Annotated in this window: 33 protein-coding genes, 1 tRNA gene and 1 pseudogene; 14 read left to right on the plus strand and 21 right to left on the minus strand. The window is 61.6% G+C overall.

The genetic code is table 11. The annotated features are described in order from the left end of the window. Positions 1–13: 13 nt before the first annotated feature. A complete protein-coding gene (mnmA, locus tag VB672_RS10380) occupies positions 14–1,168 on the minus strand; it encodes a tRNA 2-thiouridine(34) synthase MnmA (protein WP_329784124.1) in 1,155 nt (384 codons plus the stop codon). Between the two features lie 360 nt (positions 1,169–1,528). On the opposite strand from mnmA, the gene sciP reads away from it, so the two are divergent. Both sciP and VB672_RS10390 read left to right on the plus strand, forming a co-directional pair. Further along, positions 1,529–1,804 (plus strand): CtrA inhibitor SciP, encoded by a 276-nt coding sequence (gene sciP / locus VB672_RS10385; protein ID WP_009763782.1) that lies wholly within the window; start codon positions 1,529–1,531, stop codon positions 1,802–1,804. A gap of 212 nt (positions 1,805–2,016) precedes the next feature. Next, a pseudogene (locus VB672_RS10390) lies at positions 2,017–2,247 on the plus strand (helix-turn-helix domain-containing protein); the annotation flags it as partial. Positions 2,248–2,258: 11 nt separating this feature from the next. Here the strand turns inward: VB672_RS10390 and VB672_RS10395 are convergent. Then, a complete protein-coding gene (locus tag VB672_RS10395; protein ID WP_329784125.1) occupies positions 2,259–3,086 on the minus strand; it encodes a class I SAM-dependent methyltransferase in 828 nt (275 codons plus the stop codon). Next, on the minus strand, positions 3,083–4,096 hold the full coding sequence (locus VB672_RS10400) for a lysylphosphatidylglycerol synthase domain-containing protein (RefSeq protein ID WP_329784126.1): 1,014 nt from the start codon (positions 4,094–4,096) through the stop codon (positions 3,083–3,085). Before VB672_RS10400 ends, VB672_RS10395 begins: the two co-directional genes overlap by 4 nt. A gap of 249 nt (positions 4,097–4,345) precedes the next feature. Between VB672_RS10400 and VB672_RS10405 the strand changes: the two genes are divergently transcribed. Further along, the gene (locus VB672_RS10405; protein ID WP_329784127.1) at positions 4,346–4,969 is read left to right on the plus strand and encodes a GNAT family N-acetyltransferase; all 624 of its coding nucleotides are present in this window, start codon (positions 4,346–4,348) and stop codon (positions 4,967–4,969) included. Between the two features lie 54 nt (positions 4,970–5,023). On the opposite strand, the gene fliJ is transcribed toward VB672_RS10405, so the two are convergent. Next, on the minus strand, positions 5,024–5,413 hold the full coding sequence (fliJ, locus tag VB672_RS10410; RefSeq protein ID WP_329784128.1) for a flagellar export protein FliJ: 390 nt from the start codon (positions 5,411–5,413) through the stop codon (positions 5,024–5,026). Positions 5,414–5,932: 519 nt separating this feature from the next. Between fliJ and ctrA the strand changes: the two genes are divergently transcribed. Both ctrA and VB672_RS10420 read left to right on the plus strand, forming a co-directional pair. Further along, on the plus strand, positions 5,933–6,634 hold the full coding sequence (gene ctrA / locus VB672_RS10415) for a response regulator transcription factor CtrA (protein WP_329784129.1): 702 nt from the start codon (positions 5,933–5,935) through the stop codon (positions 6,632–6,634). A gap of 78 nt (positions 6,635–6,712) precedes the next feature. After that, on the plus strand, positions 6,713–7,150 hold the full coding sequence (locus VB672_RS10420; protein ID WP_329784130.1) for an EamA family transporter: 438 nt from the start codon (positions 6,713–6,715) through the stop codon (positions 7,148–7,150). Between the two features lie 10 nt (positions 7,151–7,160). Here VB672_RS10420 and chpT read toward each other — a convergent pair whose 3' ends face one another. Then, on the minus strand, positions 7,161–7,802 hold the full coding sequence (gene chpT, locus VB672_RS10425; protein WP_329784131.1) for a histidine phosphotransferase ChpT: 642 nt from the start codon (positions 7,800–7,802) through the stop codon (positions 7,161–7,163). Positions 7,803–7,974: 172 nt separating this feature from the next. Between chpT and VB672_RS10430 the strand changes: the two genes are divergently transcribed. The 3 genes from VB672_RS10430 to VB672_RS10440 all read left to right on the plus strand — a co-directional run bounded on the left by VB672_RS10430 (position 7,975) and on the right by VB672_RS10440 (position 10,756). Continuing rightward, entirely contained in the window at positions 7,975–8,805 is an 831-nt protein-coding gene (locus tag VB672_RS10430) for a 3'(2'),5'-bisphosphate nucleotidase CysQ family protein (RefSeq protein WP_329784132.1), read from the plus strand. Between the two features lie 182 nt (positions 8,806–8,987). Then, on the plus strand, positions 8,988–9,590 hold the full coding sequence (locus tag VB672_RS10435; protein ID WP_329784133.1) for a DUF1134 domain-containing protein: 603 nt from the start codon (positions 8,988–8,990) through the stop codon (positions 9,588–9,590). Between the two features lie 158 nt (positions 9,591–9,748). Continuing rightward, positions 9,749–10,756, plus strand: a complete 1,008-nt coding sequence (locus VB672_RS10440) for a hypothetical protein (RefSeq protein WP_329784134.1) — start codon at positions 9,749–9,751, stop codon at positions 10,754–10,756. Between the two features lie 21 nt (positions 10,757–10,777). Here VB672_RS10440 and VB672_RS10445 read toward each other — a convergent pair whose 3' ends face one another. Next, positions 10,778–11,131 (minus strand): hypothetical protein, encoded by a 354-nt coding sequence (locus VB672_RS10445; protein WP_329784135.1) that lies wholly within the window; start codon positions 11,129–11,131, stop codon positions 10,778–10,780. Between the two features lie 53 nt (positions 11,132–11,184). Continuing rightward, positions 11,185–12,048 (minus strand): D-amino-acid transaminase, encoded by an 864-nt coding sequence (locus VB672_RS10450; protein WP_329784136.1) that lies wholly within the window; start codon positions 12,046–12,048, stop codon positions 11,185–11,187. Positions 12,049–12,162: 114 nt separating this feature from the next. Here VB672_RS10450 and VB672_RS10455 point away from each other — a divergent pair, with 114 nt between their 5' ends. Continuing rightward, positions 12,163–12,777: a hypothetical protein gene (locus VB672_RS10455; RefSeq protein WP_329784137.1), complete on the plus strand. Its 615-nt coding sequence runs from the start codon at positions 12,163–12,165 to the stop codon at positions 12,775–12,777. 20 nt (positions 12,778–12,797) lie between these two features. Here VB672_RS10455 and VB672_RS10460 read toward each other — a convergent pair whose 3' ends face one another. The 9 genes from VB672_RS10460 to VB672_RS10500 form a co-directional block, all read right to left on the minus strand. After that, positions 12,798–13,118, minus strand: coding sequence for an SWIB/MDM2 domain-containing protein (locus VB672_RS10460; protein ID WP_329784138.1), 321 nt, complete (start codon positions 13,116–13,118; stop codon positions 12,798–12,800). A 185-nt stretch (positions 13,119–13,303) separates the two neighbouring features. After that, positions 13,304–13,756 carry a response regulator gene (locus VB672_RS10465; RefSeq protein ID WP_329784139.1) on the minus strand — a complete coding sequence of 151 codons (453 nt, stop codon included), beginning with the start codon at positions 13,754–13,756 and terminating at the stop codon, positions 13,304–13,306. 76 nt (positions 13,757–13,832) lie between these two features. Further along, positions 13,833–14,798 carry a UV damage endonuclease UvsE gene (locus tag VB672_RS10470; RefSeq protein ID WP_329784140.1) on the minus strand — a complete coding sequence of 322 codons (966 nt, stop codon included), beginning with the start codon at positions 14,796–14,798 and terminating at the stop codon, positions 13,833–13,835. A 122-nt stretch (positions 14,799–14,920) separates the two neighbouring features. Then, a complete protein-coding gene (locus VB672_RS10475) occupies positions 14,921–15,319 on the minus strand; it encodes a response regulator (protein ID WP_329784141.1) in 399 nt (132 codons plus the stop codon). A 369-nt stretch (positions 15,320–15,688) separates the two neighbouring features. Next, positions 15,689–16,408, minus strand: a complete 720-nt coding sequence (locus VB672_RS10480) for a hypothetical protein (protein ID WP_329784142.1) — start codon at positions 16,406–16,408, stop codon at positions 15,689–15,691. Between the two features lie 21 nt (positions 16,409–16,429). Next, positions 16,430–16,849, minus strand: coding sequence for a DUF3618 domain-containing protein (locus tag VB672_RS10485; RefSeq protein WP_329784143.1), 420 nt, complete (start codon positions 16,847–16,849; stop codon positions 16,430–16,432). Then, on the minus strand, positions 16,846–17,238 hold the full coding sequence (locus tag VB672_RS10490; RefSeq protein ID WP_329784144.1) for a phage holin family protein: 393 nt from the start codon (positions 17,236–17,238) through the stop codon (positions 16,846–16,848). The genes VB672_RS10485 and VB672_RS10490 overlap by 4 nt, the downstream gene beginning before the upstream one ends. Positions 17,239–17,249: 11 nt before the next feature. Continuing rightward, a complete protein-coding gene (locus VB672_RS10495) occupies positions 17,250–17,777 on the minus strand; it encodes a hypothetical protein (protein WP_329784145.1) in 528 nt (175 codons plus the stop codon). Between the two features lie 120 nt (positions 17,778–17,897). Continuing rightward, entirely contained in the window at positions 17,898–18,284 is a 387-nt protein-coding gene (locus tag VB672_RS10500; protein WP_329784146.1) for a helix-turn-helix domain-containing protein, read from the minus strand. Positions 18,285–18,422: 138 nt separating this feature from the next. Here VB672_RS10500 and VB672_RS10505 point away from each other — a divergent pair, with 138 nt between their 5' ends. The 3 genes from VB672_RS10505 (at position 18,423) to VB672_RS10515 (ending at position 20,118) form a co-directional block, all read left to right on the plus strand. Beyond that, positions 18,423–19,154, plus strand: coding sequence for a LuxR family transcriptional regulator (locus VB672_RS10505; RefSeq protein WP_329784147.1), 732 nt, complete (start codon positions 18,423–18,425; stop codon positions 19,152–19,154). A gap of 84 nt (positions 19,155–19,238) precedes the next feature. Beyond that, positions 19,239–19,883: an acyl-homoserine-lactone synthase gene (locus tag VB672_RS10510; RefSeq protein ID WP_329784148.1), complete on the plus strand. Its 645-nt coding sequence runs from the start codon at positions 19,239–19,241 to the stop codon at positions 19,881–19,883. Continuing rightward, positions 19,870–20,118, plus strand: a complete 249-nt coding sequence (locus VB672_RS10515) for a hypothetical protein (RefSeq protein ID WP_329784149.1) — start codon at positions 19,870–19,872, stop codon at positions 20,116–20,118. The genes VB672_RS10510 and VB672_RS10515 overlap by 14 nt, the downstream gene beginning before the upstream one ends. A 78-nt stretch (positions 20,119–20,196) precedes the next feature. Here the strand turns inward: VB672_RS10515 and VB672_RS10520 are convergent, their stop codons facing one another. Beyond that, on the minus strand, positions 20,197–20,691 hold the full coding sequence (locus VB672_RS10520) for a YciE/YciF ferroxidase family protein (protein WP_329784150.1): 495 nt from the start codon (positions 20,689–20,691) through the stop codon (positions 20,197–20,199). A gap of 236 nt (positions 20,692–20,927) precedes the next feature. Here VB672_RS10520 and VB672_RS10525 point away from each other — a divergent pair, with 236 nt between their 5' ends. Beyond that, positions 20,928–21,179 carry a YgaP-like transmembrane domain gene (locus tag VB672_RS10525; protein ID WP_329784376.1) on the plus strand — a complete coding sequence of 84 codons (252 nt, stop codon included), beginning with the start codon at positions 20,928–20,930 and terminating at the stop codon, positions 21,177–21,179. A gap of 60 nt (positions 21,180–21,239) precedes the next feature. Here the strand turns inward: VB672_RS10525 and VB672_RS10530 are convergent, their stop codons facing one another. Beyond that, positions 21,240–21,506 (minus strand): GlsB/YeaQ/YmgE family stress response membrane protein, encoded by a 267-nt coding sequence (locus VB672_RS10530; protein WP_329784151.1) that lies wholly within the window; start codon positions 21,504–21,506, stop codon positions 21,240–21,242. A 145-nt stretch (positions 21,507–21,651) separates the two neighbouring features. On the opposite strand from VB672_RS10530, the gene VB672_RS10535 reads away from it, so the two are divergent. Further along, positions 21,652–21,819 carry a hypothetical protein gene (locus VB672_RS10535; RefSeq protein WP_329784152.1) on the plus strand — a complete coding sequence of 56 codons (168 nt, stop codon included), beginning with the start codon at positions 21,652–21,654 and terminating at the stop codon, positions 21,817–21,819. A 91-nt stretch (positions 21,820–21,910) separates the two neighbouring features. Here VB672_RS10535 and VB672_RS10540 read toward each other — a convergent pair. The 3 genes from VB672_RS10540 to VB672_RS10550 form a co-directional block, all read right to left on the minus strand. Continuing rightward, positions 21,911–21,987: transfer RNA gene (locus VB672_RS10540), tRNA-Arg, on the minus strand. Positions 21,988–22,092: 105 nt separating this feature from the next. Continuing rightward, complete coding sequence (locus VB672_RS10545) at positions 22,093–23,529, minus strand: sensor histidine kinase (RefSeq protein WP_329784153.1); 1,437 nt, start codon at positions 23,527–23,529, stop codon at positions 22,093–22,095. Positions 23,530–23,686: 157 nt separating this feature from the next. Further along, positions 23,687–24,484 carry a TVP38/TMEM64 family protein gene (locus VB672_RS10550; protein ID WP_329784154.1) on the minus strand — a complete coding sequence of 266 codons (798 nt, stop codon included), beginning with the start codon at positions 24,482–24,484 and terminating at the stop codon, positions 23,687–23,689. Between the last annotated feature and the right edge of the window lie 129 nt (positions 24,485–24,613).

Raw genomic sequence — 24,613 nt, forward strand, 5'->3', positions numbered from 1 at the left:
CTAGGTAAGCACCTCAGGCCGCGGCGGGTGCGGCTTCGGCGACTGCGCGAGCAATGGTGCCCCCGCCAAGCACACGTGCCCGCGGAGCATCGCTCTCATAGATGACACAAGCTTGACCGGGAGACACCCCATCCTCGGCCGATAACAGCTCGACCGTAGTGTCGGTTCCTGTGGATCGCAGGATGGCCGGACGCGGCTCGCGGGTGGAGCGGACGCGAACGGCCACCTCCATCCCCTTCTCGCTCAAGCTTTCGAGGGGAACGTCGCCGAGCCAGTTCACATCCGTCACGCGGATCAGGCGGGTGGCCAGGGCCTCCCGGGGGCCGACCACGACCCGGGCCTCCTTGGCGTCGAGGCGCACGACGTAGAGGGGCTCGCCCACGGAGAGGCCGAGCCCCTTCCGCTGCCCCACCGTGTAATGGATGATCCCGTCATGACGACCGAGGACGCGTCCATCCATATGGACAATCTCGCCGCCCTGCACGGCGCCAGGCTTGAGCCGCTCGATCACGTCGCTGTAGCGCCCTTGAGTGACGAAGCAGATGTCCTGGCTGTCGGCCTTCTCGGCCACCATGAGCCCGAACTCGCGCGCGAGTTCCCGGGTCTTCTCCTTGGGGAGCTCGCCCAGGGGGAAGCGGAGGAGATCCAGCTGTTCCGGCTTGGTGGCATAGAGGAAATAGCTTTGATCCCGGTCCGGGTCGGCAGCCCGATGGAGAGCGCGGCGACCATCCGGCAGGGCGCGGCTTGCCACGTAATGGCCCGTGGCGAGCACGTCGGCGCCGAGTTCCCTGGCAGTCTCCAGGAGATCGCGGAACTTGATCGAGCGGTTGCACTCGACGCAGGGGATCGGCGTCTCGCCCGCCAGGTAGCTCTGGGTGAAACGGTCGATCACGGCCTCGCGGAAACGGGCCTCGTAGTCGAGCACGTAATGGGGAATGCCGATGGCCTCCGCCACCCGGCGGGCATCGTAGATGTCCTGGCCAGCGCAACAGGCCCCCTTTCGGTGAGCGGCGGCACCGTGGTCGTAAAGCTGGAGCGTGATTCCGATGACGTCGTAGCCCTCGCTCTTGAGCAGGGCCGCGACGACGGACGAGTCCACGCCGCCCGACATCGCTACCACGACGCGGGTCTTCGAGGGATCCGTGGGAAGGTCGAGTGAATTGAGCATCTTTCCATCCAGAGGCGCCGTTCAAGGCGGCGCACGGGAGGGGCCAAGGCCCTTCTATAGCGCATCGTGCGGAAAAGTGGACCCGGTTTTCGCTGACGCGGCCCTTCGGGTCCGCACCAACGACGCGCCAGCTTAGAGGATGAGCATCGGAATGGATCCCAAAAGTGCAAGTCCACTTTTGGGTCCGATGCTCTTGCGCCACAATTCTTAAAGGGAAAGTGCGGCACAATAAGCCAACGTTAACGTTTATGGCTAAGCTTAGGCGTTCTCGTAACCACCTGATGGGCTTAGGGAAACATTAAGTCCCGTCGCGTAGGTTCGAGCCTGTCAAAGGTCGTTGAATTTTTGTGTGAGCGTATCATGACCGAACCCCACCGCCCAAGGGTCAAGTATGTCATTGGGCCCGATGGCAGTCCTCTGACGATTGCCGATCTTCCCCCGTCCAGCACCCGCCGCTGGGTCATTCGCCGGAAAGCCGAGGTTGTCGCCGCCGTCCGCGGCGGCCTGCTCAGCCTCGAAGAGGCCTGCCAGCGCTACACCCTGACCACCGAGGAATTCCTGAGCTGGCAGATGTCCATCGACCAGCATGGACTGGCCGGCCTGCGCACCACGCGCATCCAGCAATACCGCCAATAGGCATCGCATCAAAACCCATGAAAAAGGCGCTGGCCACATGACCAGCGCCTTTTTCATGGCCGAGAAGCTCGGCCGTTAAGATGTTCCTAACCATACAATGAGCATAAACTCCTGAATCACTTCCCTTAAGGCAGGCTCGTATCGTGCTTGGCATCCCGGATTCGTTGGAACAGCAAGGCTCATCCCAGGCGAATGCAGGTTCAATTCCCATTGCTCAAGCGGAGCAGACCATCGAGGCGCTCAGGCGCATTCTGGTGGGACGCACCATCGCCGATGTGGAGCGTCACCTCATCCTCGATACCCTGGCCTTCTGTTTCGGCAACAGGACGCACGCCGCGCGGATCCTCGGCATCTCGATCCGCACCCTGCGCAACAAGCTGAACGAGTACATGGAAGCCGGCATTGCCATACCGGAGCCGGGCCAGAAGCCGGCCGCTGCCTGATCGCTTGTGGACTAAAGCTTCCGCAGCCAGAGGCTGGTCTCGTGCGCCCCGGGGATCAGCGGCAGTTCGGACAGGATCCCCCGCGACAGGGCAGAGCTGTCGTCGCGGACGACAGAGTGGCTTGCGAAGACGAGTTCATAACCACCTCCCTGCAGGAGGGCGCCCGCCAGCAACTGCTCGCTATACCCGCGCCACTCCCAAACCTCCGGATAGGCGTAGGGCAGAGTGATGTCATGGACGTGGATCAGGGTCCCGCCGGCAAGGCGCGGCAGCACATCGAGGAAGAGACGGTCCACGTCGGTGCCGGGCATGGCGATGTGGCTGGAGTCGATGAACAGGATGTCTCCGGCTTCAAGGGCCTCAAACACAGCCGGGTCGGCGTCCCGAAGGAGAGCCTGCCTGTGCTCGACCTCCAGCTTCCGCAGCGTGGCCCGGGGAGCTGGATCGATGCAGACGATCCGGGTGGAAAGCCCACCGTCCCGGACAGCCTGAGCCATGAAACGGGTCGAGTGACCGGAGCCGATCTCCACGATCCGTCGAGGCATGGACCGCCGCACGATGGCGTAAGCCGCAGCCGCGTCCAGGCGGGGAAACCAGCTTTGATCGAAGCGGGCAGGTCCCCTGCCCCGCGGGATGGAGCGCAGATCCTCCGCATGGCTCTCGATTGCCTCAAGGACCTCGGCGAAGCGAGGCCGCGCCGCCTCGAACAAGGGGCGCAGCGCGGGGTAATCCTGCGGCGCGACAGTCTCGGCATAGCGATAGGGGATGAAGAAACCGAGTCGCTTGACGCCGAGCAGCGTTGCGAGGCCGAAGCGCAGCCGTCGCCAGAAGAAGGTCATTGGTCGGATGAGGACAGAGGCGGCGGAGGCACGGAGCCGTCGGCAGCCACAACCCGGCCCCGCCACGCTTGCGCCAACCGCGCCCGCTCGAACATCAGCACGACCACAAGCGAGAGGCCGAAGGGGATCAGGAGGTAGAAGAGGCGAAAGATGATGAGGGCCGCCAGCACATCGGCCTTGGGAATGTCCGGCATCGCCGTCAGGAAGACGAGCTCGAACACACCGAGCCCTCCGGGAGCATGGCTGACCAGGGCCGCCGAGAAGGAGGCCAGGAACACGGCGAGCACAATGATGAAGCTTGGCTCGAGATGGGCCGGGAGTACGAAGTAGATGATCCCGGCCGCCCCCAAAAGCTCGAGCGGCGCCGCGATCAGCTGGCGCACCATGACGGCGGGCCGGGGATATTCCAGCTTAGCCTTGCGGATCACAAGCGGCGGAAGGTGCAGGATGGACCCCACCACATAGAGCGCGACGAACCCGAGGAGGAGGAACCCGACGGCGCGGGCCGTGGCAGGATTGGTGAGGACGGAGGGCAGCAGTTCCTCGAGCCGGTGCAGAAGGGTCGGATCGGCCACCAGCACGACTCCTCCCAGCAGGATGGTTCCGAGCCCGAAAGTGAACGAGCACAGGGCCACAAGGACGGCGATCTGAGGGGCTCCCAGGCCCTTCGAGGTATAGGCCCGATACCGCACGATGGCGCCGGAAAAGACCGAAGCGCCGATATTGTGGGACAGGGCATAGGTGGTGAAGGACGTGATCGATACGAACAGCCACGAAATGTGGTGCACGCCCAAGTGCAGAAGGGCGATCCGGTCGTACCAGGCCAGGGCCGCATAGGCGACGAGGGTGGAGAGCGCCGCGAGGGCATAACGATGAGGCGGCACGGCGGTCAGGCTGTCCCAGACATCGTCGAGGGACATGCCCCGCAGCTCACGGTAAAGAAGCCAGCCCGACACGACGACTGCCAGCAACCCAATCACGGGCCAAATGAACTCACGCACATTCTTCATAGAGCCGGCAGAACTCCCTCGCTGATTTCTCTGTGCCTACAATCCCTTTGTTCCGCAAGGGGATTATGCCTTGATGCGACATGGCATAAGGTCCAATTCGGGACCCGCCACGAAGACGAATGAATGGCAATTCTCGCGGGAAGGCGGCTGCTCCTTCGGCGCCACGCAGGAAGAAGCGTGACGGAGAGAGGCGATGGGCTTATTAAGCGGCGTTCTTCAACTTCTTCCCGCTTCCACACGGCTCGGCCCATGACGACGGAACCTGCAGCGGCTCTCAACCTCAATGGCTACACCGAATTGCCGCCCGGCAAGATCGCGGCCATCGTCACCTATCTGGAGATGCGGAAGCCCCCAGCCTCCTCGCCCTCCCCCAAGCCGGACGGCTGGAGCCTTCAGCGGATCGATCAGGATCATCGGCGCTACCGGGCACTGTTCAAGACTATCGGCGAGCCCTGGCTCTGGTTCAGCCGGGCGGTGATGGCCGATGATAAGCTGGCCGCCCTCCTCGATGATCCCAAGGTCGAGGCCTATGCCCTGCACGACGGCAGCGCCGATGTCGGTCTGCTCGAACTCGACTTCCGATCCGAAGGGGAGGCCGAACTGGCCTTTCTCGGGCTCGTTCCGGGATTCATCGGCCAGGGTGCTGGGCGTTTCCTGATGAACGAGGCCATAGCCCGCGCCTTCGCCAGGACGATCGAGCGCTTCTTCGTCCACACCTGCACGCTCGATTCTCCGGGTGCCCTTCCCTTCTACTTGCGCTCGGGCTTCAAGCCCTACCGGCGCGCCATCGAGGTAGCCGACGATCCTCGCCTTCTCGGATTTCTCCCGCAGGACGCAGCGCCCCACATTCCGGTCTTGACGGGCCGACCATGAAAAAGGACGCGTCCAGCCGGGCGCGTCCTCATGAAGGCTTGATGGGGCGGATGATCAGGCGGTCGCGCGGACGGCGCGGCCCTGTCCGGTCTGGCTGATGGCGGCATCAAGGGTCCGCTCGCGGTCCTCCAGGCTCTCGGCCTTTTTCAGCTCTTCGAAGGCCTCGCCAAGCTCCGCCTTCGCATCGTCGAGCTGGATGTGCAGGTTCTGAGCCGAGTGGCGAAGATTGTCCCGCCGCTGGGCCGCAGCGCGCGCATAGGTCGGATAGGCAAAGTGGTTCGGGTCGGTGATGCCGGCCTTCTGCTCCTCCGCCGCGATTTCCCGATCCAGGTCAGCCGCCATGCGGTCGAACTCGGCGATCATCATCTCGATCTGCGCCACCCGGCGACGCTTCTCGTCGACCTGAAAGCGCTTGAGGCGGATGAGCGTATCCCGCGACTTCATCTTGATTGAACTCCACACGTCGCTGTTTCACTGCATCTCACGGATCGCTCAGTTATCCGCCAGACATGCGTCACCATCGCCCATGGAGGTTGAGCTTTTCTTACCGCCTGCGACAAAAAATTTCCTATCGCCCTAGACTCCCCTGAGGCCGTCCTGTCCCGGGGCACTCACCTTCGCGCCTCGTAAACCTTTCGTTTACCGATTTCGTTAACACTGCTTAGGTCACGGGAGCGGTCTCTTCGGATCCGCCTCCGGATTCACCTGAAATGCTTAGGTTACAAGAATTTGGGATGATGTGAGGCGGTTCCCTATGGTTACCCAGAATCCACAGGACAATCGTCTTCGGCAGATGATCTGCCTGCCAAGGTCGTTAAGCGCTTGCATCCCAGAATCAGGGTTTGTTAACCATTCTGAATTAGCGTTTCGAATCAGTTCAAAAGAGCATCCGTCGCAGGCCCGGCGGTGGATGGGCAGCCTCCCGCTGCTCGAAAGCTCAAGGGCAAGGGCTGGGGATTGAACATGCGCGTACTTCTGATCGAAGACGACAGCGCGACTGCGCAAAGCATCGAACTGATGCTGAAGTCCGAGAACTTCAACATTTATACGACGGATCTCGGAGAAGAGGGCATCGACCTCGGCAAACTCTACGATTACGACATCATCCTTCTCGACCTGAACCTCCCCGACATGTCGGGTTACGAGGTTCTGCGGACACTCCGCGTCGCGAAGGTGAAGACCCCGATCCTGATCCTGTCCGGCATGGCCGGCATCGAGGACAAGGTGAAGGGCCTCGGCTTCGGCGCCGACGATTATCTGACCAAGCCGTTCCACAAGGACGAGATGGTGGCCCGCATTCATGCGATCGTCCGCCGCTCGAAGGGACACGCCCAGTCGGTGATCACCACCGGCGACCTGATCGTGAACCTCGACACCAAGACGGTTGAGGTCAGTGGCGCCCGTGTCCACCTGACCGGCAAGGAGTACCAGATGCTGGAGCTCCTCTCCCTGCGCAAGGGCACGACCCTGACCAAGGAGATGTTCCTCAACCACCTTTACGGCGGCATGGACGAGCCGGAGCTGAAGATCATCGACGTGTTCATCTGCAAGCTGCGCAAGAAGCTCGCCAATGCCTCGCAGGGCCGCAACTATATCGAGACCGTCTGGGGCCGCGGCTACGTGCTGCGGGAGCCGAACGACGCGGAAGAGCGCATCGCGATCTAAGCTTCGCGACCGCCTGAAAACTCAAAGAGGCCCGGTTCAAATCCGGGCTTTTTTGTTGATGAGCGTAGGGAGGCCCTGATGAAATCCGTTCTGTTGTCCTGGTCATTCTGGGCTCTGCTCTCGGCCGCCTTCGCGGCTTTGACGGCCATCTTCGCCAAGGTCGGCATCGAACAGGTCAATTCGGATTTCGCCACCTTCGTCCGAACCGTCGTGATCCTGCTGGTGCTCGGAGGGATCCTGGCCGGCACCGGTCAATGGCAGCCCCTGTCATCTGTCTCAGGCAGGACCTACCTTTTCCTTGTTCTTTCCGGATTGGCCACAGGAGCATCCTGGCTCTGCTACTTCCGGGCGCTGAAGCTTGGTGATGCGGCACGCGTCGCTCCGCTGGACAAGCTCAGCGTCGTGCTCGTCGCTTTGTTCGGCGTGCTCTTCCTGGGAGAGAAGCTGACGATGCCGAACTGGATCGGCATCGCCCTGATCGCGTCGGGCGCGGTTCTCGTTGCCTACAAGGCGTGAATGCGACGAATTAAGCCGTAGCCGCCTTGATCGTGACCTCATCCCCTTCAATGCTGAAAGCGACGCTCATGTTCGAGGCACGGGCCACCATGCCGGCGTAATAGATCTGGATGCCGTGAGCATCGACCGTGCCGCTGTCCGAATTGCCGGCAAGAAGCGCCTCGGAATGGGCCGGAATGCGGGCATTCAGGCCTTTTGAGACGATCGTGAAGGCGCAGCTCTCCGCGTCGCCTGTGACCGTCACGGCAATCGAGCCGCCGCGCGGGATCGCCGTGGTGGCAATCATCACCAGATTGAGGAGCAGCTTCACGCGGTTCTTCGGGAATAGGAGCCGGGGCGAAGACCAGGAGAAGGAGATCTTGTCGTCGAGGAAGAGCCCACGGGCCACCTGCTCGGCATCTCCCAGATCGATGGAGGCCCCGGCCGATCCGGCTGCACCGAACGCCAGTCGCGCGAACTGGAGCCGGGCGGAGGCCTGCTTGGCGCTCTTCTGGATCAGGTCGAGCGCGAAGTCTCGCATGGAGGCATCGTTGTCGTCCTCCAGAACCTCCAGCCCGTTCACGATCGCGCCCACCGGCGAAATCACATCATGGCAGACGCGCGAGCAGAGGAGAGCGGCGAGGTCGAGCGAATCGAGCGAAATCGTGGCCATGAGGGCTCCGGAGGCACCGTAACGTCAGCTATATGTTCATGAAATCGAGATTTCGACTTGCATGCATACAGCCAAACAGGAAAGAGAACGTGAACCCGGATACCCGGCTATGAGTTCTTTGGAAAGCGGGCAAAAAGAGTTCGACAGTTCTCAAGGGAGCAGGCACAAAGCCATGATGCGCTTCGATGGTCAGAATCCCGATGAGATCGCCCTCAAGCTCGCCCATATCGCCTGGGAGGCGGGGCGCGTCCTACGTGGCATGGAAAGCGCTTTTCTCGACAAGCGCATCAAGGGCGACGGAACTCCGACGACGGCAGCCGATCTTGCGGCCGAAGAGCTGATCATCCAGCGGCTCGATGAAGCTTGGTCCGGGGTGCCGGTCGTGGCCGAGGAAACCTCGAGTTCCACGCAGACGGACGAGTACTTCTTCCTGGTCGATCCCCTCGACGGCACGGGCGATTTCATCCACGGTACCGGCGAGTACAGCGTCAATATTGCCCTGATCCGCGGCGATCGGCCCATGGCGGCCGTTGTGGCCGCTCCGGCCATGGGCACGATCTGGATCGCCGGGGAGACGGCCCGGACGAGCGCTCTCCCCGCGGGAGAGACTGGTTTCGACTGGCGCGAGGCGAAGGTTCGCCCGGCTCCCGAGAAGGATCTGGTGGCCCTGGTGAGCCGCCGCCATGGCGACATCGCCACGGAGGCTTGCCTGTCCGTTCTGTCGATCGGCACAAGGCGCATGACCTCGTCCGCCCTGAAATTCTGCCTCATCGCCTCCGGCGAGGCCGACGTCTATGTGCGCTGCGGCCCGACCATGGAATGGGACACGGCGGCGGGCGACCACATTCTCACCTGCGCGGGCGGCAGCGTCGTCGGCCCGGGCGGCAATCCGCTGACGTATGGTCATGAGGACAAGGGCTATAGGAACGGACCCTTCGCGGCCATCGGCGACCTGACTCTGGCGCCCCGTCTCGACCTGCCCGTTTCAGCCTCAGCGGCTTGAAATCCCCTCCTCTCCCTGCCCCGGAGCCGGATCCTGACGGCTCGGATTGATGGTCCTGCGCGGCAAACAGCAGTTCCGTACAGAGATTGTTAGGGTTGATGATCTTAAAATCTGGGCCTCGATAGCAGCATTCCGGCCCGAAGCGGCCGGATTGCCCCCTGTCTCATGCGAGGAGATAGCCCATGCGCTCCCGGTCAACCTTTCTTGCGGCAGCGGCCTTTGCCGCTCTCGTCGGCGCCCTGCCCCTGCCGGCCGCGGCCCAAACCGTTCAACGCGCCTATGCGAGCAATCCCGGCGGCCCCAACTCGTTCAACTCCAATGAACTGGTTGAGTCGGGCCACCAGTTCTTCGGCTCCGCCTCCCGCGGGATCGCCCTCGCCCTGCAGGAAGCCATCCGCCGTTGGGGTGAGCCCAACGGCTATATCCTGGGGCAGGAAGCCTCCGGCGCCTTCTTCGGCGGCCTGCGATACGGCGAGGGCAAGCTCTTCACCCGCAATGCCGGGGATCGCCGCATCTTCTGGCAGGGACCATCCCTGGGCTTCGATGTGGGCGGCGACGGCGCCCGCACCATGATGCTGGTCTACAACATGCCCTTCACGGATGCCCTCTATAAGCGCTTCGTGGGCGTCGACGGCTCGGCCTATTTCATCGGCGGCTTCGGTGTGACGGCGGTTGCCGCGGACGAGATGATCGTGGTGCCGATCCGAGCCGGCGTCGGAGCCCGGCTTGGAGTCAACGTCGGCTACCTGAAGTTCACCCCGGAACCGACTTGGAATCCCTTCTAAGATCGCTTCACAAGGACAAGCTGCCATCACGCCAGTGGAAACGGCCCCCGAATGCGCTACAACGGGCCGTCTGGAGCATCACGGCTCTGGAAAGCTGCGCAGGCACAAGGCAAGGTGCTTGAGCGTTACCGGTCAAGCACCTTGGAGTTGGCGTCCGCGTGATCGAAAGCATCATGATCTTTGCGCTGGGGTTCGTCGCAGCATCCCTCATCGCGCTTCTCATCATCCCGGCCGTCAATGCACGCGCGGAGCGTCTGGCACGTCGCAGGGCCGAGGCCCTGTTTCCGATGTCGATCTCGGAATTGACGGCGGAGAAGGACCATCTGCGGGCCGAGTTCGCCGTTCTGCAGCGCCGGATCGAGCGCAAGGCCGAGGAAGCCCTTGCGGCCAAGCACGAGAGCATGGAAGAACTCGGCAGGAGGGCCATCCGGATCGAAGCTCTGGAGGCCACCCTCGCAGAACGGGACCGGACGGTGTCCGAGCTTGAAACCACCCTGGCCGAGACGCAGACCCGGTTGGCAGCCCTTGAAGCCGATCAAACCCAGACGCAGACTTATCTCTCCGGCACGCGCGAGACGCTGATGGCCCTCGAGAATGCTCACCGGGCGACCCTGAACGAGTTGTCCAACACCCGGATGGAATTGGATCTCGCGCAGCAGGAGCGCTCCAAGCTCAAGACCGAACTCATCCATACGGAAGAAAAGCTCGCCCGCCTGGAGGCGGAATTCACGGATACGCAGCGGCGTCTCACGGCGTCCTTGAGCGAGCTCGACACCAAGCGCATCACCATCTCGGACCTCGAAACCCGCCTCATGACCCAGACGGCCCGGGGCAACGATTTCGAGCGGGCCCTGGGCGAGCGCCATAGCGAGCTTTCGGATGAACGTCTCCGTCTGGCTGAGCTGGCCAAGAGCCTTGCCGCCGAACAGGAGCGCGGCCTGATCCTCGAGCAGAGGATCCGCGAGATCGAAGGCGAGCGGGATGAGGCCCAGACCCGCCTTGCGGGCCTGGACAGCTCCGGAAGCCAGAACGACGAGCTGCGCCGCCAGATATCCGAGGTGGCCGCTCAGATCATGAAAAACGGCAGCGGCCAGTCCGGAAACGGGAAAGTGCGCGAGAACAACAGGTCGCGCGAGGGCAAGCGGCGTCGGTCGGCGGGAAAATAGCCTCCCCGCGCGACCGCCTGATCATTTGGGATCCACCTGCTGGTTGCCGCCGGCACTGCCCGGCGGTCGGATGACAGGCGTCGTGCCTGGATCAGGCACGGGGGCCGGCACGGTGATGTCGGGCGACGCGTTCTCCGGGGGACGGATCACGCCATCGGTGCGCTCCAGCTTGTCGCTCAAGGTATTGGTCGAGCCAGTCTCGGACGGGCCGTTCGTCCCCGAGAGATTGCTGTCCGGCTCAACCTTCTCGGCCGGCATCTGGTGCGGCGCAGGCATGTTCGGGGCCTGCTGCCTCAGAACCTCGGGGTTCTGTGCCAGGGCAGCCGTGCCGAGGCCGGCTGCCAGGATTGTGGATAAGACCAACACACGCTTCATGGGTCGCTCCTTTGGAAAGGCAACGGGCGATCCGGGAGCGGGTTCCGGCAAAGCTACTCGGCTGCTAAGGCCGGTGCGCTGGCCATGGCCAGATAAAGCTCGCGCAGTCTTTTCGTGATCCGACCCGGCTTGCCGTCGGCAATCGGTCGTCCGTCGATGGACACGATGGGAAGCACGAAGTTCGAGGCGCTGGTCAGGAAGGCTTCGGCGGCATCGTAGGCCTCCTCCACCGTGAAGCGACGCTCATCGAGCGCGATCCCATCCTGCTCCGAGAGCCGCAGCAGGGATTTGCGGGTGATGCCCGGCAGGATGGCGTTCGAGAGCGGCCGCACGACGATGCTGCCCTGTTTCGTGACGATGAACGCGCTCGACGAGCCCCCTTCCGTCACGAAGCCGTCCTCCACCAGCCAGGCTTCCTGGGCGCCCGCCTCTTTCGCCGCCTGCTTGGCGAGCACCTGGGCGAGCAGGTTGATCGACTTGATATCTCGCCGCTGCCAGCGGAGATCCGGCACGGTGACGACGGCGATGCCCGTCTGCGCCGCCGGAGCGTTGGCGATGGCCTTCGCCTGGGTGAACATCGCCACCGTGGGCTTGGCATGTTCAGGGAAAAAGAAGTCCCGCTCCGCGACGCCACGGGTGACCTGGAAGTAGATGAAGCCTTCCGTCATGCCATTGCGACGCGCGAGTTCTTCCTGAAGGGAGGTCCACTCGGCCTTGGTATACGGATTGGGGACGCGGATCTCGGCGAGCGAGCGCTCCAAACGCTCAAGATGCGCCTCGTTGTCGACCAGGCGTCCATCGAGCATCCCGATCCCCTCATAGACGCCATCCCCGAACATGAAGCCCCGATCCATGAAAGGCACCTTGGCCTCTTCTATCGGCAGGAAGGAACCGTTCAGGAAGACGATGCGGGACATGGGAACTCCAAAGTCGTAACCCGACTCAACCAAGCTTAACCTATAGGCAGGCAAGCCCCTCGATCTATATGACCTCGGGCACCTGCAGCGATGCTGGCGATAGGTACCCCCATCATGAGATCGACGCCACTTTTCATTTTCAAAGCTCTCCCGCTCCTGTTCACGATATCATCCGCCGCGGCAGGTCCATTACCGGCTCAGAGCTGGTTCAATCAGCAGGGCTATGTCGGGCCGTCGGGGAGCCGGATCATCGCCTGTCACGGCTATGGATGCGTGCGCCGGATGGCGATCTCGGTCGATGGAACCTGGATCGCCCGGGCCAGAGCAGCCCTGAGGTCCGGTCAGGTTTCGCCCGATGCGGAGCGACGGGCTCTGGGCGAGGTGATCCGGTCCTATACCGCCTATCTCGCAACGTCGTTGGGCGGAAAGCCGGATGTTCCGGGCTCGCCGCCTCAGATGTCCGGCGTTTACGGACAGATGGACTGCCTGGACGAGACCACGAACACGACGAGCCTGCTCCTGGTCCTGCAGGAACAGGGTCTTCTCACTCACCATGTTGTTGAATACCCGGAATCGCGGGGCTTCTTCCTCGATGGCCGCTATCCGCATTTTACAGCGGTGATCGCCGAAAAGCGCAACGGAACAGCTTGGGCTGTGGATCCCTGGGAGAAGGCGCCGGGTCAGAGGCCGGATATCCTGCCGCTCACGCAGTGGCGGCAGGATTCGTAAAACGCTTACCGTCGGCAGGCTTATTTCAGGTGCTGAGCGAGGTGCTTGTTCATCTCGAACATCGTCACCTTGGGCTTGCCGAAGATCGGCTGCAACTTGTCGTCAGCCAGGATCTCGCGTTTGTTCTCCGGATTCTGGAGGTTGTTCTTCTTGATGTAATCCCAGATCTTGCTCACGACCTCACCGCGCGGCAGCGGATTCGAGCCCACGATGGCGGCCAGTTCCTTCGACGGCTGCAGAGGCTTTTGAAGAGCATTGGGCTTGGAGCCGGCAGCCTTAGCGGCAGGCTTGGCTGCAGCCTTCTTCGCACCGGCTTTTCCGTCTGTAGTCTTGGTCGGCATGTATTCCTCCGGGAATGGTATGGGAAAGCTCGTCGACAGCCCTGAACCAGGCCCGAAAAGCTCATTGACCAGCCTTCGGTCGGACATCGCGGCATGGCTTACCGGAGCCCGGCCCCCTGACAGAAGGTCAATTCCGGCAGAGCTTATGTCCGCTCAACGCCAGCAGCAAGCCGGAGTTCAGGAATTTAGGCGGTTTTCGGAAATGGGAGGATCTTGGCCGCGTGTTCGGCGTGAGATCGTGGACTTTTGGCAACATGGCTGAAGCGCCGAGTCCGCTCCGCTGCGGAGATCACATGAGATACGATAGCCTCGTTGGGACATGGCTTGGCCAGGAAAGCCGCACCCGGAGGAATGTCTCCTTCGGATGGCCACTGGCGGCCCGACATGATGAGGATCTCGGTCTCTGGCCAGGAACGATGAACCCGGTGAGCCAGCTCGAACCCGTTGCAGCCTGCAGGCATGTCCACATCCGTCAGAAGGACGTTCACGGATAGGCCTGCCTCCAAGAGCACCAGCGCCTCCGTGGCGTTGGCAGCCTCCACCACCTTGAAGCCGGCATCTTCAAGAAGGTCTGAAATGAACAGGCGGATGAGAGGTTCGTCTTCGACGATGAGAACGGTGGAAGCGTCGGCGGGCATCGACTTCTTGACTCACTGCACAATGCCCGACAACGCAGTCAAAACGGTTTGGTTCCAATCCTAGCGATAGTTAACGTTATTTCATTCCATATACGGTACGTCTCCTCTCCACATGATGGGCCAAACCCTCCGTGGCGATGTTCTTGAGCTTCGCCTCGATTTCGAAATCCGACCATGAGAGGTGGCGCATCACCAGGTCATTGACGGCCTCGTTCCACATGAGATCCGAATGGGCCCGCAGATCCTTGGGCCTGATCCCTGCCGCGACCAAGGCCTGAAAATCCGGAAGCGCTCCGATGTCTTGGTCGGGCAGCAGGTCCTCCCGGGAGACGCTGACATGGCTTACCGGACGAACGCCGCGCCAGGAATCGATGATGCGGACAATTCTGGGATCGTCCGGCTCGATATACTCGCCCTGGCTCATGATCCAGTGATGATGCAGATCGAGGACAAGCGGCACGTCATCCACGAGTGGCAGGAGATCGTCGAGGCCGAAGCTGACTTCATCGTTTTCGATCGTGATCAGATTGCGGGCCGTGTTGGACAGGTGGGCAAGCCCGCTCCGGATGCCCTCGGCGCCCAGAGCCTTGGCACCGCCATGGATGTTGATGTGGGCTCCATGGGGGTGCCAGCCGTCTCCATATCCCATGAGGGTCATGATCTCGGCATGGTATTCGAACTCTGCCAGACCATTGGCGGCCGCTGCCGGGTTGGCCGAGGCGATTACGCAGAACTGGCCGGGATGCATGCTGAGCCGCACGTCGTTCTCACGGGCGAGCTGCCCCGCCGCCGCGAGCTTCGTTTCGATCAGACGGCGCAGATCCGGATCACGGTAGAGGTCCTTGCAGCTCGCATGGGTGTAGCCGGGAAGAAGATCGCTCGACAGGCGGTGCAGACGCTCGAACTTCGGCCGTGTCGCCACATGCGCGATCTGAAGCCGGAAAGCCTCAAGGTTGTGGGATACGACAGCGCTGAGTTTATCGTAAGCAGCCTTCGGATCGAGTCGGCCGAGATAGGCCATCGTCACCGTGCTCGTGTTCATCGCCCGGGCGGCTTGAGCGTCGCCATCTTCGGGAATGTATTTGCAGCAGAAACCAAAGCGCGAATCTTGTATGACGACAGATGACGTCGTCGAGCCCTGGCGGGTTCCCGACTGAAGCCTCATCAGCAGGGCAGTCGGTTGAGAGTGAGACACTCTACCGACTTCAGAAGCGTCCGCTCCTCGAAAGGCTTCGCGACGAAAGCCGCCTGCTGAAGGGTCTGGGGCAAATCCGAAGGCTTGGAGGCCGATACGAAGACGAAGGGTATCTGCCGCTCGATGAGAGCTTCCGCCACGCCGAAACTCTTGCCGCCAATCACATCGACATCAAGCAAGGCACAATCGAACTCACTATCGAGACGACGGTACGCTTCATCGAGGGAGCCGAGAGAATCGACGATCTCGTGGCCTTCGGCTTCGAGAATGGATTGCAGGTCAGTCGCAATCCACGGATCGTCCTCCAGTATCAGAATACGCATGCCCCAGCTCCAACGCCGATCCTGCGACCGGATCGCTTCTGTCATCGAATTCCACGGGAATAGGAAGTTTTGTCCTTGTGCAGAGGCAACAAGTTCGGCTGCGCCTCGTTCCAGCTCAAGACTTCCAAGACACGTTTTTGAAGAATCAGAGTTAAGAAAGGACTTTTCTCTGCGGACTTGACGGGAGCCTCCGCCCATTGGGCTCTTGAATCCCGGGCGGTCCATTCCCATCTCTCGTTCATCCTGGTGGCGCAATCGTCCACCAGATGCGGTCACGATGCCGAGATGATGACGCCGGATGTACGCGCATCATCTCGCCGTGGCCGTTTTTGCTTCTACAGCACGTCCTCCAGCGGACACGAAAAAGACGCCGGCTTTCACCGGCGCCGCTCTTATCATCAGAGGTTTAGGCGCTTAATGGCGATTGGCGTCGCGCTGGCCTTCGAACTCGCTCTCGTGTCGGCTGAACCGGGCTTCCTCGCCGCTGAAGGCGTCTTCGACATATTCGCGGCCGCGACTGGCGGCGTCGCGGGCATAACGCAGACCCTGGTTGCGAACCTCATCGGCCCACTCGCCGAACATCTCGTTTTCACGACGGGTGCGCGGCAGCAGAGCGCCCAGGAGAAGGCCTGCGGCCAAACCCACGAGACCGACCACCATGGGGTTTTCCGAAACATAACTCTGAACACCGCCACGGGCATTGCCGAAGGCGCGTGCCGAGCGGCCGCCCATCTGGTTCATTCGACGGCGCTGACCTTGATAGGTCCCGGACGCCCAATGAGACGCGCGCTCATAGGTGTCGCGCGCCCATTCGGATGCTCCTTCATAGGCATCTTCCGCCTTCTGGCGCACCTGATCCGCAGCTTCCTGAGCCTTGCCGGCCACTGAACCGCTCTGATCCTGAGCATTCTGCTGCGACGACTGATTCTTCTGTGCGCCGGTGGCCTGGCCCGTGGCCTGAGAGCCGCCGGTCGTGCCGGAGCCCTGGGCCGACCGCTGATCATGAGCATGAGGCATGGGCGCCTCGCCGATATTGCCGACCGACGTTCCAGCAGAAACGTTGCCGGCTGTTCCGGACTGCGCGCTGCTGGGCTTATCCGCCGGCTTGCCGGTTTCGTTCTTGGTGTTCGCCATGGGAAGCTCCTGTTCTATCCATCAAAAGCGGGAATTCGTGCCGGGGCGCTCGAACATCGGATCAGACGAGTGCAGAGGCGCTGCTTCCGCCCCATAAAGGCGCGGATCCTCCATCTCCATAAGGAGATGCTCCTCGGTGATGAGATCCTCATCGGCTGCAATCAATCGGGTTGTCCGAGGGGTCGCGGACCGCCCGAGCCGGTAGGCGAGAAGCCCAATGCCCATGGCGATCAACATGACCGGAACCGGATTACGCCTGACCGTGTCCAGGACTCTGTCGTAGAGCGGCCCGTATTGGCCGTTGCGGGCAGTACCGAGCATGTCGTCAACGACGCCGGAGACGGACATCTTGTCCTGAAGACGATCAATGGTCTGGTCGAGCTGAGCGCGGCTGCGCTCGATGTCTTGCTCCAGCTCCTGCAGGCTCTGCGTCGTCATCATGCACCTCTCTCGGACAGGACTTCCGCATCGCGCTTGAGCGATCGCATCGTTCTCTGCGGCGTAAGCGAGGACGATGTCATGGCGCTGCGTCCCCACAGTCCGAGGCCGATAGCGATCAGTGCCAGCACTCCACCGACGATGAGCGCCGCGAGCGCTTCGGAATTGACGACGGTTGCCAGCCACTCGACCAGGGACTCGGTCAGAAGCATGACAGCAGCAATGGCGAAGACCGCTGCCACGACGAGCATGGCCAACCCTATGAAGAGGGTGCGGATGTTCTGGGATACCTCGGTCTTGAAGAGCGTGAATTCCTTCTGCGCGAGATCGGTCGATTCCCGCAGCGCCTCACCGACGAGGCCCTGGATGGTTTGGTTGCCGTTGCCCTGCATGGGGGCCTCCATCAGGCGCCGGTTCCAGCGCGGGAGCGCTGGGCCTGCCTCGCACGGGCCTGCCCACTCTGAGCTTGGCCCATATTCACGTTGTCGTAGCGCAGATCCTCCGCCGTGCTCTTGATGAAGCGCGCAGCCAGGAAGCCGACGGCGACGGATACGGCCGCCACGGTAGCCGGGCGGCGGCGGACCACATCCTCGAACTCGTTGAAGAAGTCTGCGAAGGTCCGCTCGCGGATGGAATCCGCAAGCTGCTCCAAGCCTTCGGCTGCCGTGTCGACGACGGCCCGGATATTGGGCCGCTCATCGAAGGAATGGGTGGATTCGCGCAAGGTCGTGGCGAAGTCGGCAACGGACTGCGCAATATCGTCCTTGCGGCGGTCGACGTAGTCCGTGGCCTGCTCTCGAGCGGAATCGATGAAATATCGGCTGCGCTCCGCCGCAACGCCTGCGATATCGCCGACATCGCCTTTGAGCGCGTCCCAATCCTCGTTGCCGTTGTCCTGCTGCCTGTTGGTGTTTTGCTGTCCCACGCCCATGGTCAACCTCTCTCAATCGTGAGTGAGTAACCATTAGAAGCGCAGCAGGTTCCGAAGGTCTCCCGGGCTCAATGCTTTAGAGGTCAAGCATTCCTGAAAGAGGGTTGCCGGCCGAGGACCTCAGCTGGCCGAGGCGAGCCAATCGACAAGGTCCGCAACCTTCCGACGGGCCTCGTCATCCTTCAGCTTCAGGAAGCCGCGCACGAGGCGGTCGCTTTCCGATCTCGTCAAAAACTCGGCCATAAGGCTGTCGTTGGAAAACCCACCCGCACGCAGTCCGGGAACTCCTTCGAAGAAGAACTCGATATTGACGTCCAAAATGCCGGCCATGTGCAGCAGACGGCTTGCGCCGATGCGGTTGACGCCCTTCTCGTATTTTTGAACCTGCTGGAACGTGAGCCCGAGAGCATCTGCGAGCTTCTCCTGGCTCATCCCGAGCATGATCCGCCGGGCCCTGACCCGGCTGCCGATATGCTTATCGATCTGGTTGGGGGACTTCTTCTGCAAAAATCGCTCCTGCCTCTGCCCATCTTGTGCTGCTTACGCGGTTTATGTAACTTTTGGTAGCAATATCTCGATACAAAGCTATAAGTTGTGATACATTATATCATGTTCTTGTAGGTTGTATATCATCCGGAGGAACCCGTGAGCGGCCGTGGCCTTGACCATTCGGCGGAAGCCTTTGACTTTGTTGAAGAATTGGATCGTCTGACCACGCCTGAAGATATTGTCGATGCCATGGAGCGGTCCTTTGCCCGCTTTGGTTTCGAGAATTTCATCATGACCGGACTGCCGCATCCGGATCAGCGTATCGAGACCTTGATTCTCTTGAAGAAATGGCCCTTGGAATGGTATCGCCAGTATACCCAGAACGGATTCGACCGCCATGATCCTGTGATCCGTCTCTGCCGGCAGACCGTCCAACCTTTTGAATGGGCCGAGGCGCCGTGCGATCCGGAAACAAACCCGAAAGGGGCGCAGATCATGCGTGGCGCGGCGGAATTCGGCATGAGACAGGGCTATTGCCTGCCAATCCACGGATTGAACGGCTTCGAGGCCTGCCTTTCCATGAGCGGCCCCCAGCTCGACATGACTCCGCAGACCAAGCCCGCACTTCATTTGATGGCCATCTACGCCTTCGAGCGAGCCAGACTGGTCTTGGCTCCGTCTCCACCACCCAATCCGCTGACTGCCCGCGAAAAGGAGACCTTGCGTTGGGCAGCATTGGGCAAGTCCGCGGCAGACACCGGCGAGATACTGGGCGTGACGGAAAGAACCATCACCGCCCATATCTGCAGCGCCTGCCAGAAATTGAGCGCTGCCAACAAGACACACGCAGTAGCCCGAGCGCTTCAGCACCGACTGATCGACATCTAACGTAAATGCACCTGTAATTTCCTACAATACTCAAGTGTCGCAAGCTGTGGACACTGCTCTCCGACAAACCGGAGAGTATGGGGCATGACCACAATCCAGGTAATTACGCGAGACAACAAGACCAATTACTCAGAGATTCTCGATGAGTATTTCCGCCTGAGGCACGAGGTTTTCGTCGAGGAGAGAGGCTGGCAGGCCCTCAGGCGCCACGATGGAAGAGAGGTGGATGCCTACGACAACGATCATGCAACCTATCTGATCGCGCTCGACAAGGGCAGGGTCATTGGCGGCCTGAGGCTTTACCCGACGCTCCTGCCACATATGATCAGCGAGACCTTCCCTCATCTCGTCAGAAACCAAGTCATCCTAAAAGGTCCCGCCATCCTCGAATGCACGCGCTACTTTGTCGTCAAGGAACGGCGTACCGGCCGCACGGATTGCCGCCTCTTGGCAGCTTTCCAGCAATTTTGTCTTGAGCAGGACATCACGGAAGTCACGGCAATTGTCGAGATGTGGTGGCTGCCACGCTGGCAGCAGACTGGATTTAAGGTCCGGCCGCTCGGCTTGCCGACCATGATTGAGGGTCAGCCCTGCATTGCAGCGGCCATTCGCGTCTCTGAGGAAACTCTGGAGCACGTTAGCAGGCTGGCGGGCCTACGCGGCTCCCACCTCTCACGAGCTTCCGATATCTCCTCCTACAATGATCGGGTGCCGCATGTCGCTGCCTGAGGAGAACCCTCCCCTCTCGTCCTTCGTCCAGGAGGAGATGATCGATCGCGCATCTCAGAACCTGGCGCATTGTCTTGCTCAGTTTCCTCCCATCGTACGCTTGAGGCTTCTCGCCTTCATGCATCTGGTGGAAGCCCCCGATACGATGAAAGCCGCGCTCGAGATCACCCCGTCAGGCTCCATGCGCCTGATCTTGGACACGCAGATCGCCCCGGGCTTGGCCCATCGGCATTGAGGCTGGTCTTCTGGAACGGTCGCAAAAGCCCCGCGCTCTCTACGAGCGCGGGGCTTGTCTTTGGACATTGATTGTTCGTCAGGCCGCCTTCATGTTCACGCGGGCCTCCGCGAGGTCGGTCAGCAGCTTGTCGGTCTTCTTCTCTTCCTGAAGGTTCTGATCAAGGAGCTTCGCAGCGTCGTCCATGCCCAGCTCCTGAGCCCAGGTCTTCAGGGAGCCGTAGCGGGTGATCTCGTAATGCTCGACAGCCTGCGCGGCGGCGAGAATGCCGGCATCCAGAGCCTCGCTGTCCGCGAAGTCTTCCATGACTTCCTTGCCTTCCTCGATGATGCCGTTGATGGCCTCGCACTGCACGCCGCGAGCGGGCTTGCCGAGTATTTCGAAGACCTTCTCAAGGCGCTCGATCTGGCCTTCCGTTTCTTCGCGGTGCGTTTCGAAGGCCTGGCGCAGTTCCTCGGATTCGGCGTTCTTGGCCATCCGCGGAAGGGATTTCAGGATCTGCTTCTCGGCGTAGTAGATGTCCTTCAGGGTGTGAAGGAACAGGTCGTTCAGGGTCTTTTCCTTGGTTGCCATGGTAACAACTCCTTCGTTGAGCGTGGACTCAACGAAGGTCAAGCTTTGGGGTTCCTCGATGCTATTCAGCTTCTGCTCCGAGAAACCGATTCAATCCATCGCATTGTTTGGACGAAGGCACCGGTCTGCTTTTTGGCTGCAGCGGAGCCCCAGTTCCGCACGGTTGTTCGCCGGGAACAACACCGCTTCACGTCGCGTTCGGGCAAGGTGAAACAAGGAGAACCGATGTGACCAACATGATCTCGGCCAGGACCGGATCGCTGATGAACGGAGAGCCCAACCTCAGCACGCCCGAGCGCGGCGCCTATATGCTGGCCGGTCTCGGCCTTGCGGCCGCGGCCGCCAAACCGCGCCCTAACCCCCTTTTGAACATCTTGGCGCTCCTGGGTGGCTCCTATTTGGCCTGGCGCGGCTATGTGGGCAATTGCCCCGTCAAGGCGGCTCTCACCGGCTCGCATGGGAGGGACCGCATCGCCCACCACAGCTGATGCAAAAAGGGCCACAGCTCTGCTGTGGCCCTTGCGTTTCGCTCTCGATCTCGGGACCGATCAATATGACGACGTCGAACGGCGTCCGGCGATCAGGCCATAGATGAAGAGCACGACGACGGCACCGACGATGGCGCCAATGAACCCCGCCCCCTCATCGGCCCGGTACCAGCCCAGGGCCTGACCGAGATAGGTCGCGACGACGGCACCCACGATGCCGAGAATGGTGGTCATGATGAAGCCCGAGGGCTCGTTCCGGCCAGGCATGATCCACTTTGCGATCAGACCGGCCACGAAGCCGATGATGATGGTCCAGATGATGCTCATGATGCGGTCCCTATGAGTGTTGCCTCCACAAGGAACGCACAGCTTCGGCTAAGGTTGCGGCGGACAGATTTCCCAAGCCTGAATTTTCATGATCTCGCCGCACTTGCGGCGGACGCTTGCGCCTCAAATGCATGGAGAGCCTGTCATGAATCCGGCTGGAGAGCCCTGGAACTATGAATCCGTCCAAGCGCTTCTGTCCCTCGCCAGGGAGGGCATTCCGGTATCGGTGATCAGCCTGAAATTGAAGAGGCCGGTCACGGAGGTTCGAGCCAAGCTCAACGACCTGGGCGTCACGCCGGCGGCCGAGGTCTGAACCCAGGCCTGGAGAGCAGGCACAAAGGGCTGCGGCACGCGTGGCCGCGGCCTTAAGCGTCTGTCTCGCCTGCATCGATGTAAGGAAGAAATGGCGCGCCCGAAAGGATTCGAACCTCTGACCCCCAGATTCGTAGTCTGGTGCTCTATCCAGCTGAGCTACGGGCGCTTGGTCGGCAGGTCGTTGCGGGAAGCAACGTTCGCCGAGGCCGGTGACATAGAGGGATCTGATCCGGTTGGCAAGCCTCTTCGTGCAGAAGATATGCGGAAAGCCTCAGTTTGCCCCTATCGCGGATGATCGGTCCGGGATCGCAATCTTGAAGCAGGTGTTGCCGTGGCTCTCGTCGAGGGTGATCGTCCCGCCGTGGAGTTGAACGAGTTCCGCGGCGATCGGCAAGCCCAAGCCTGTCCCTCCCTTCTGAGCTGAGCCCTGAAAGGGTGTGAACAGATTGGCCTTCGCCCGCTCGGGGATTCCGGGACCGTTGTCCTTGATCAGGATGCATACCGTGCCTCCCTCTCGGGAGGCCGTTACGTCGATCCGGGGCTGCCCCTCGGGCGATCCGGTCTGGCTCAGGGCCTGAACGGCATTGCGGACCACGTTCACCAGAACCCGGGAGAGCTGGTCCGGATCGGCATCGATCATCAGGTCTTCCGGCACCTGCGCCTCGAAGGCGATGCCGACTTCGGGTGCGAGATCGGTCAGATTCGACAATTCCGCGATCAGAGGTGCCAGGGGAATGAGCCGCCGCTGCGGCAGGGGCTCCGTCGCCCGGCCATAGGCCAGGGTGGTCTCGCAGAAGGCGATGGCTCGGTCGAGGGTATTGACGAGCCTGGGGGCGATGCGTTGGACGCTCTCGTCGCTGACGTGATCGAGGCGATCGGTGAGAAGCTGCGCCGTCGTCAGCATGTTGCGCAGCTCGTGGTTGATCTTGCTCACCGCCAGGCCCAGCTGCGCCAGGCGTCTCTTCTGGCGCAGCTCGTCGGCCAGGGTCGTCTCCATACGGGCGAGAGCCTGCTCGGCAAGGCCGATCTCGTCGACGCGGTCGGTCGGCCGGATGACCCGCGAGGCATCTTCCGGATTGCTGGAGAATTCCGCGATGTTGCCGGTGAGCCTGCGTACGGGCCGCACGATGACCCATTGCAGGGTGAGATAGACGAGGCCTGCGGTGATGATGGAGATGAAGAGCGACAGGAACAGGATGTTGCGCGAAAACTCGATCATGGCATGCCGCAGAGGCCCCTGATCGAGGATCATCTCGACGAATTCCACCCCCATGCCGGCCCCGATGACGCGAATTGGCTTGTCGGCAGGATTGAACAGGGCGTCGAAGGCATCCTGAACCAGGGTCACCCATTTCGCATCGCGCAGATCGACCGTCTTGCTCACTTCCGGCGGCACGTCGCCCGTGGCCAGCAAGCTCCGGCGCCCCCCTCCCTTCAGGGCGATGGCCTTGGCGCCGACACCGTGCAGGAGGCGCATCTCCAGCTCTTCCGACAGGCTTTCCTCGGGCGCGGCATCGAGGACCATGGCGGCAATCTGCGCCGCCGCCAGGCGGTCGTTCAGCCAGGTCAGCCGGAAATTGGCCACGGAGGGCACATAGATGAGCACCTCCGCGATCATCACGAAGAGCACCGTCAGCAGGAGCAGGCGCGCGGAGAGCCCGAACTGGCTCAAAAACCGTCCCGCCAAAGTGGTCTGCTCGCGGCTCATGCCAATTTCATTCCAGGCGGCGAACCACGAGAACCAGTCGCCGCGATCAGGGATTCTGGGCCGCCGACACGAGAAACTCCACCGCCATGCCCGACTTTACCCGGGATAAAAGTAGGGAGGGATGACTTAACCCTGCCGGTCCTCTCCACCTGCTTGATCATTGCCCCTCATCGACGGCCTGCCGGCGCCAATGCCTCAGCACGACCGGCACCAGCGCCAAAATTCCTAGGATAGCTAGAGCGATCATCAACTCTGGCGTCAACAGGCTTCCGGCATCGAAACCGGCGGTGCATTCACTTTGACCCGCCGCAAGGCAATCGGCGCGACGCTGCTCATGCCGTGAGATCACCTCGTCGAGCCCTGATCCGGCGAAAGCGAAGGCGAAAGAGACGGGAAGCATGCCCAATTGGGTCGCCAGCACGAAGGGCCTCACGCGCATGCCGAAGAAGGCGGCGGAGAGATTCGTCAGCCAGAAGGGCACCACGGGCATCAGGCGCAGGGAGAGAAGATAGAGAAAAGCCTGCCTTCGGAAGCCTGCTGCGAGGCCCTGGATCCGGCTCCCGGCCTTCTTCAGGAGAGGCCTCCCCACGGAGGTGCGGGCAATCAGGAAGATGTTGGTTGCCCCAAGGGTGGCTGCCATGGAAGCCACCACTCCGCCGAGCGCCCAGCCGAAGAGGTAGCCGCCGATGGTTGTCAGAAAAGCCGAAACCGGCAGGGACAGGGTCACAGCCACCACATAGATCAGGCAGAATGCCCCCAGCATCGTCCAGGGACGGGCGGCGACGAGATCCCGAATCCACGCCTGATAGCGGATGAAGGTCTCGAAGCTCAAGGAGCGGTGCAGGCCCGTTGCAAAGACGGCTCCTACGGCCAGGACAAGCAGTACAAGAGGCAAAGTGCGCCAGAGACGACTAGGCCCTTTTGAGCTATGAGGCTTTGGCTGCGCGTCGGCCATGGACCCTCCTGATTCAGTGCCATATGTAGGGCTTTGTGCGGCCAAGCGCATGGGCCCGCTACGGTCGCGAAGACGCCGGGCCGATTGCCGCATAAAGGCCAGAGCGGCGTTGACTTTGCCCCTCCATTC

It is taken from the genome of Microvirga sp. CF3016, from assembly GCF_036314085.1.
In the GTDB taxonomy this organism is placed as follows: Bacteria; Pseudomonadota; Alphaproteobacteria; order Rhizobiales; family Beijerinckiaceae; genus Microvirga.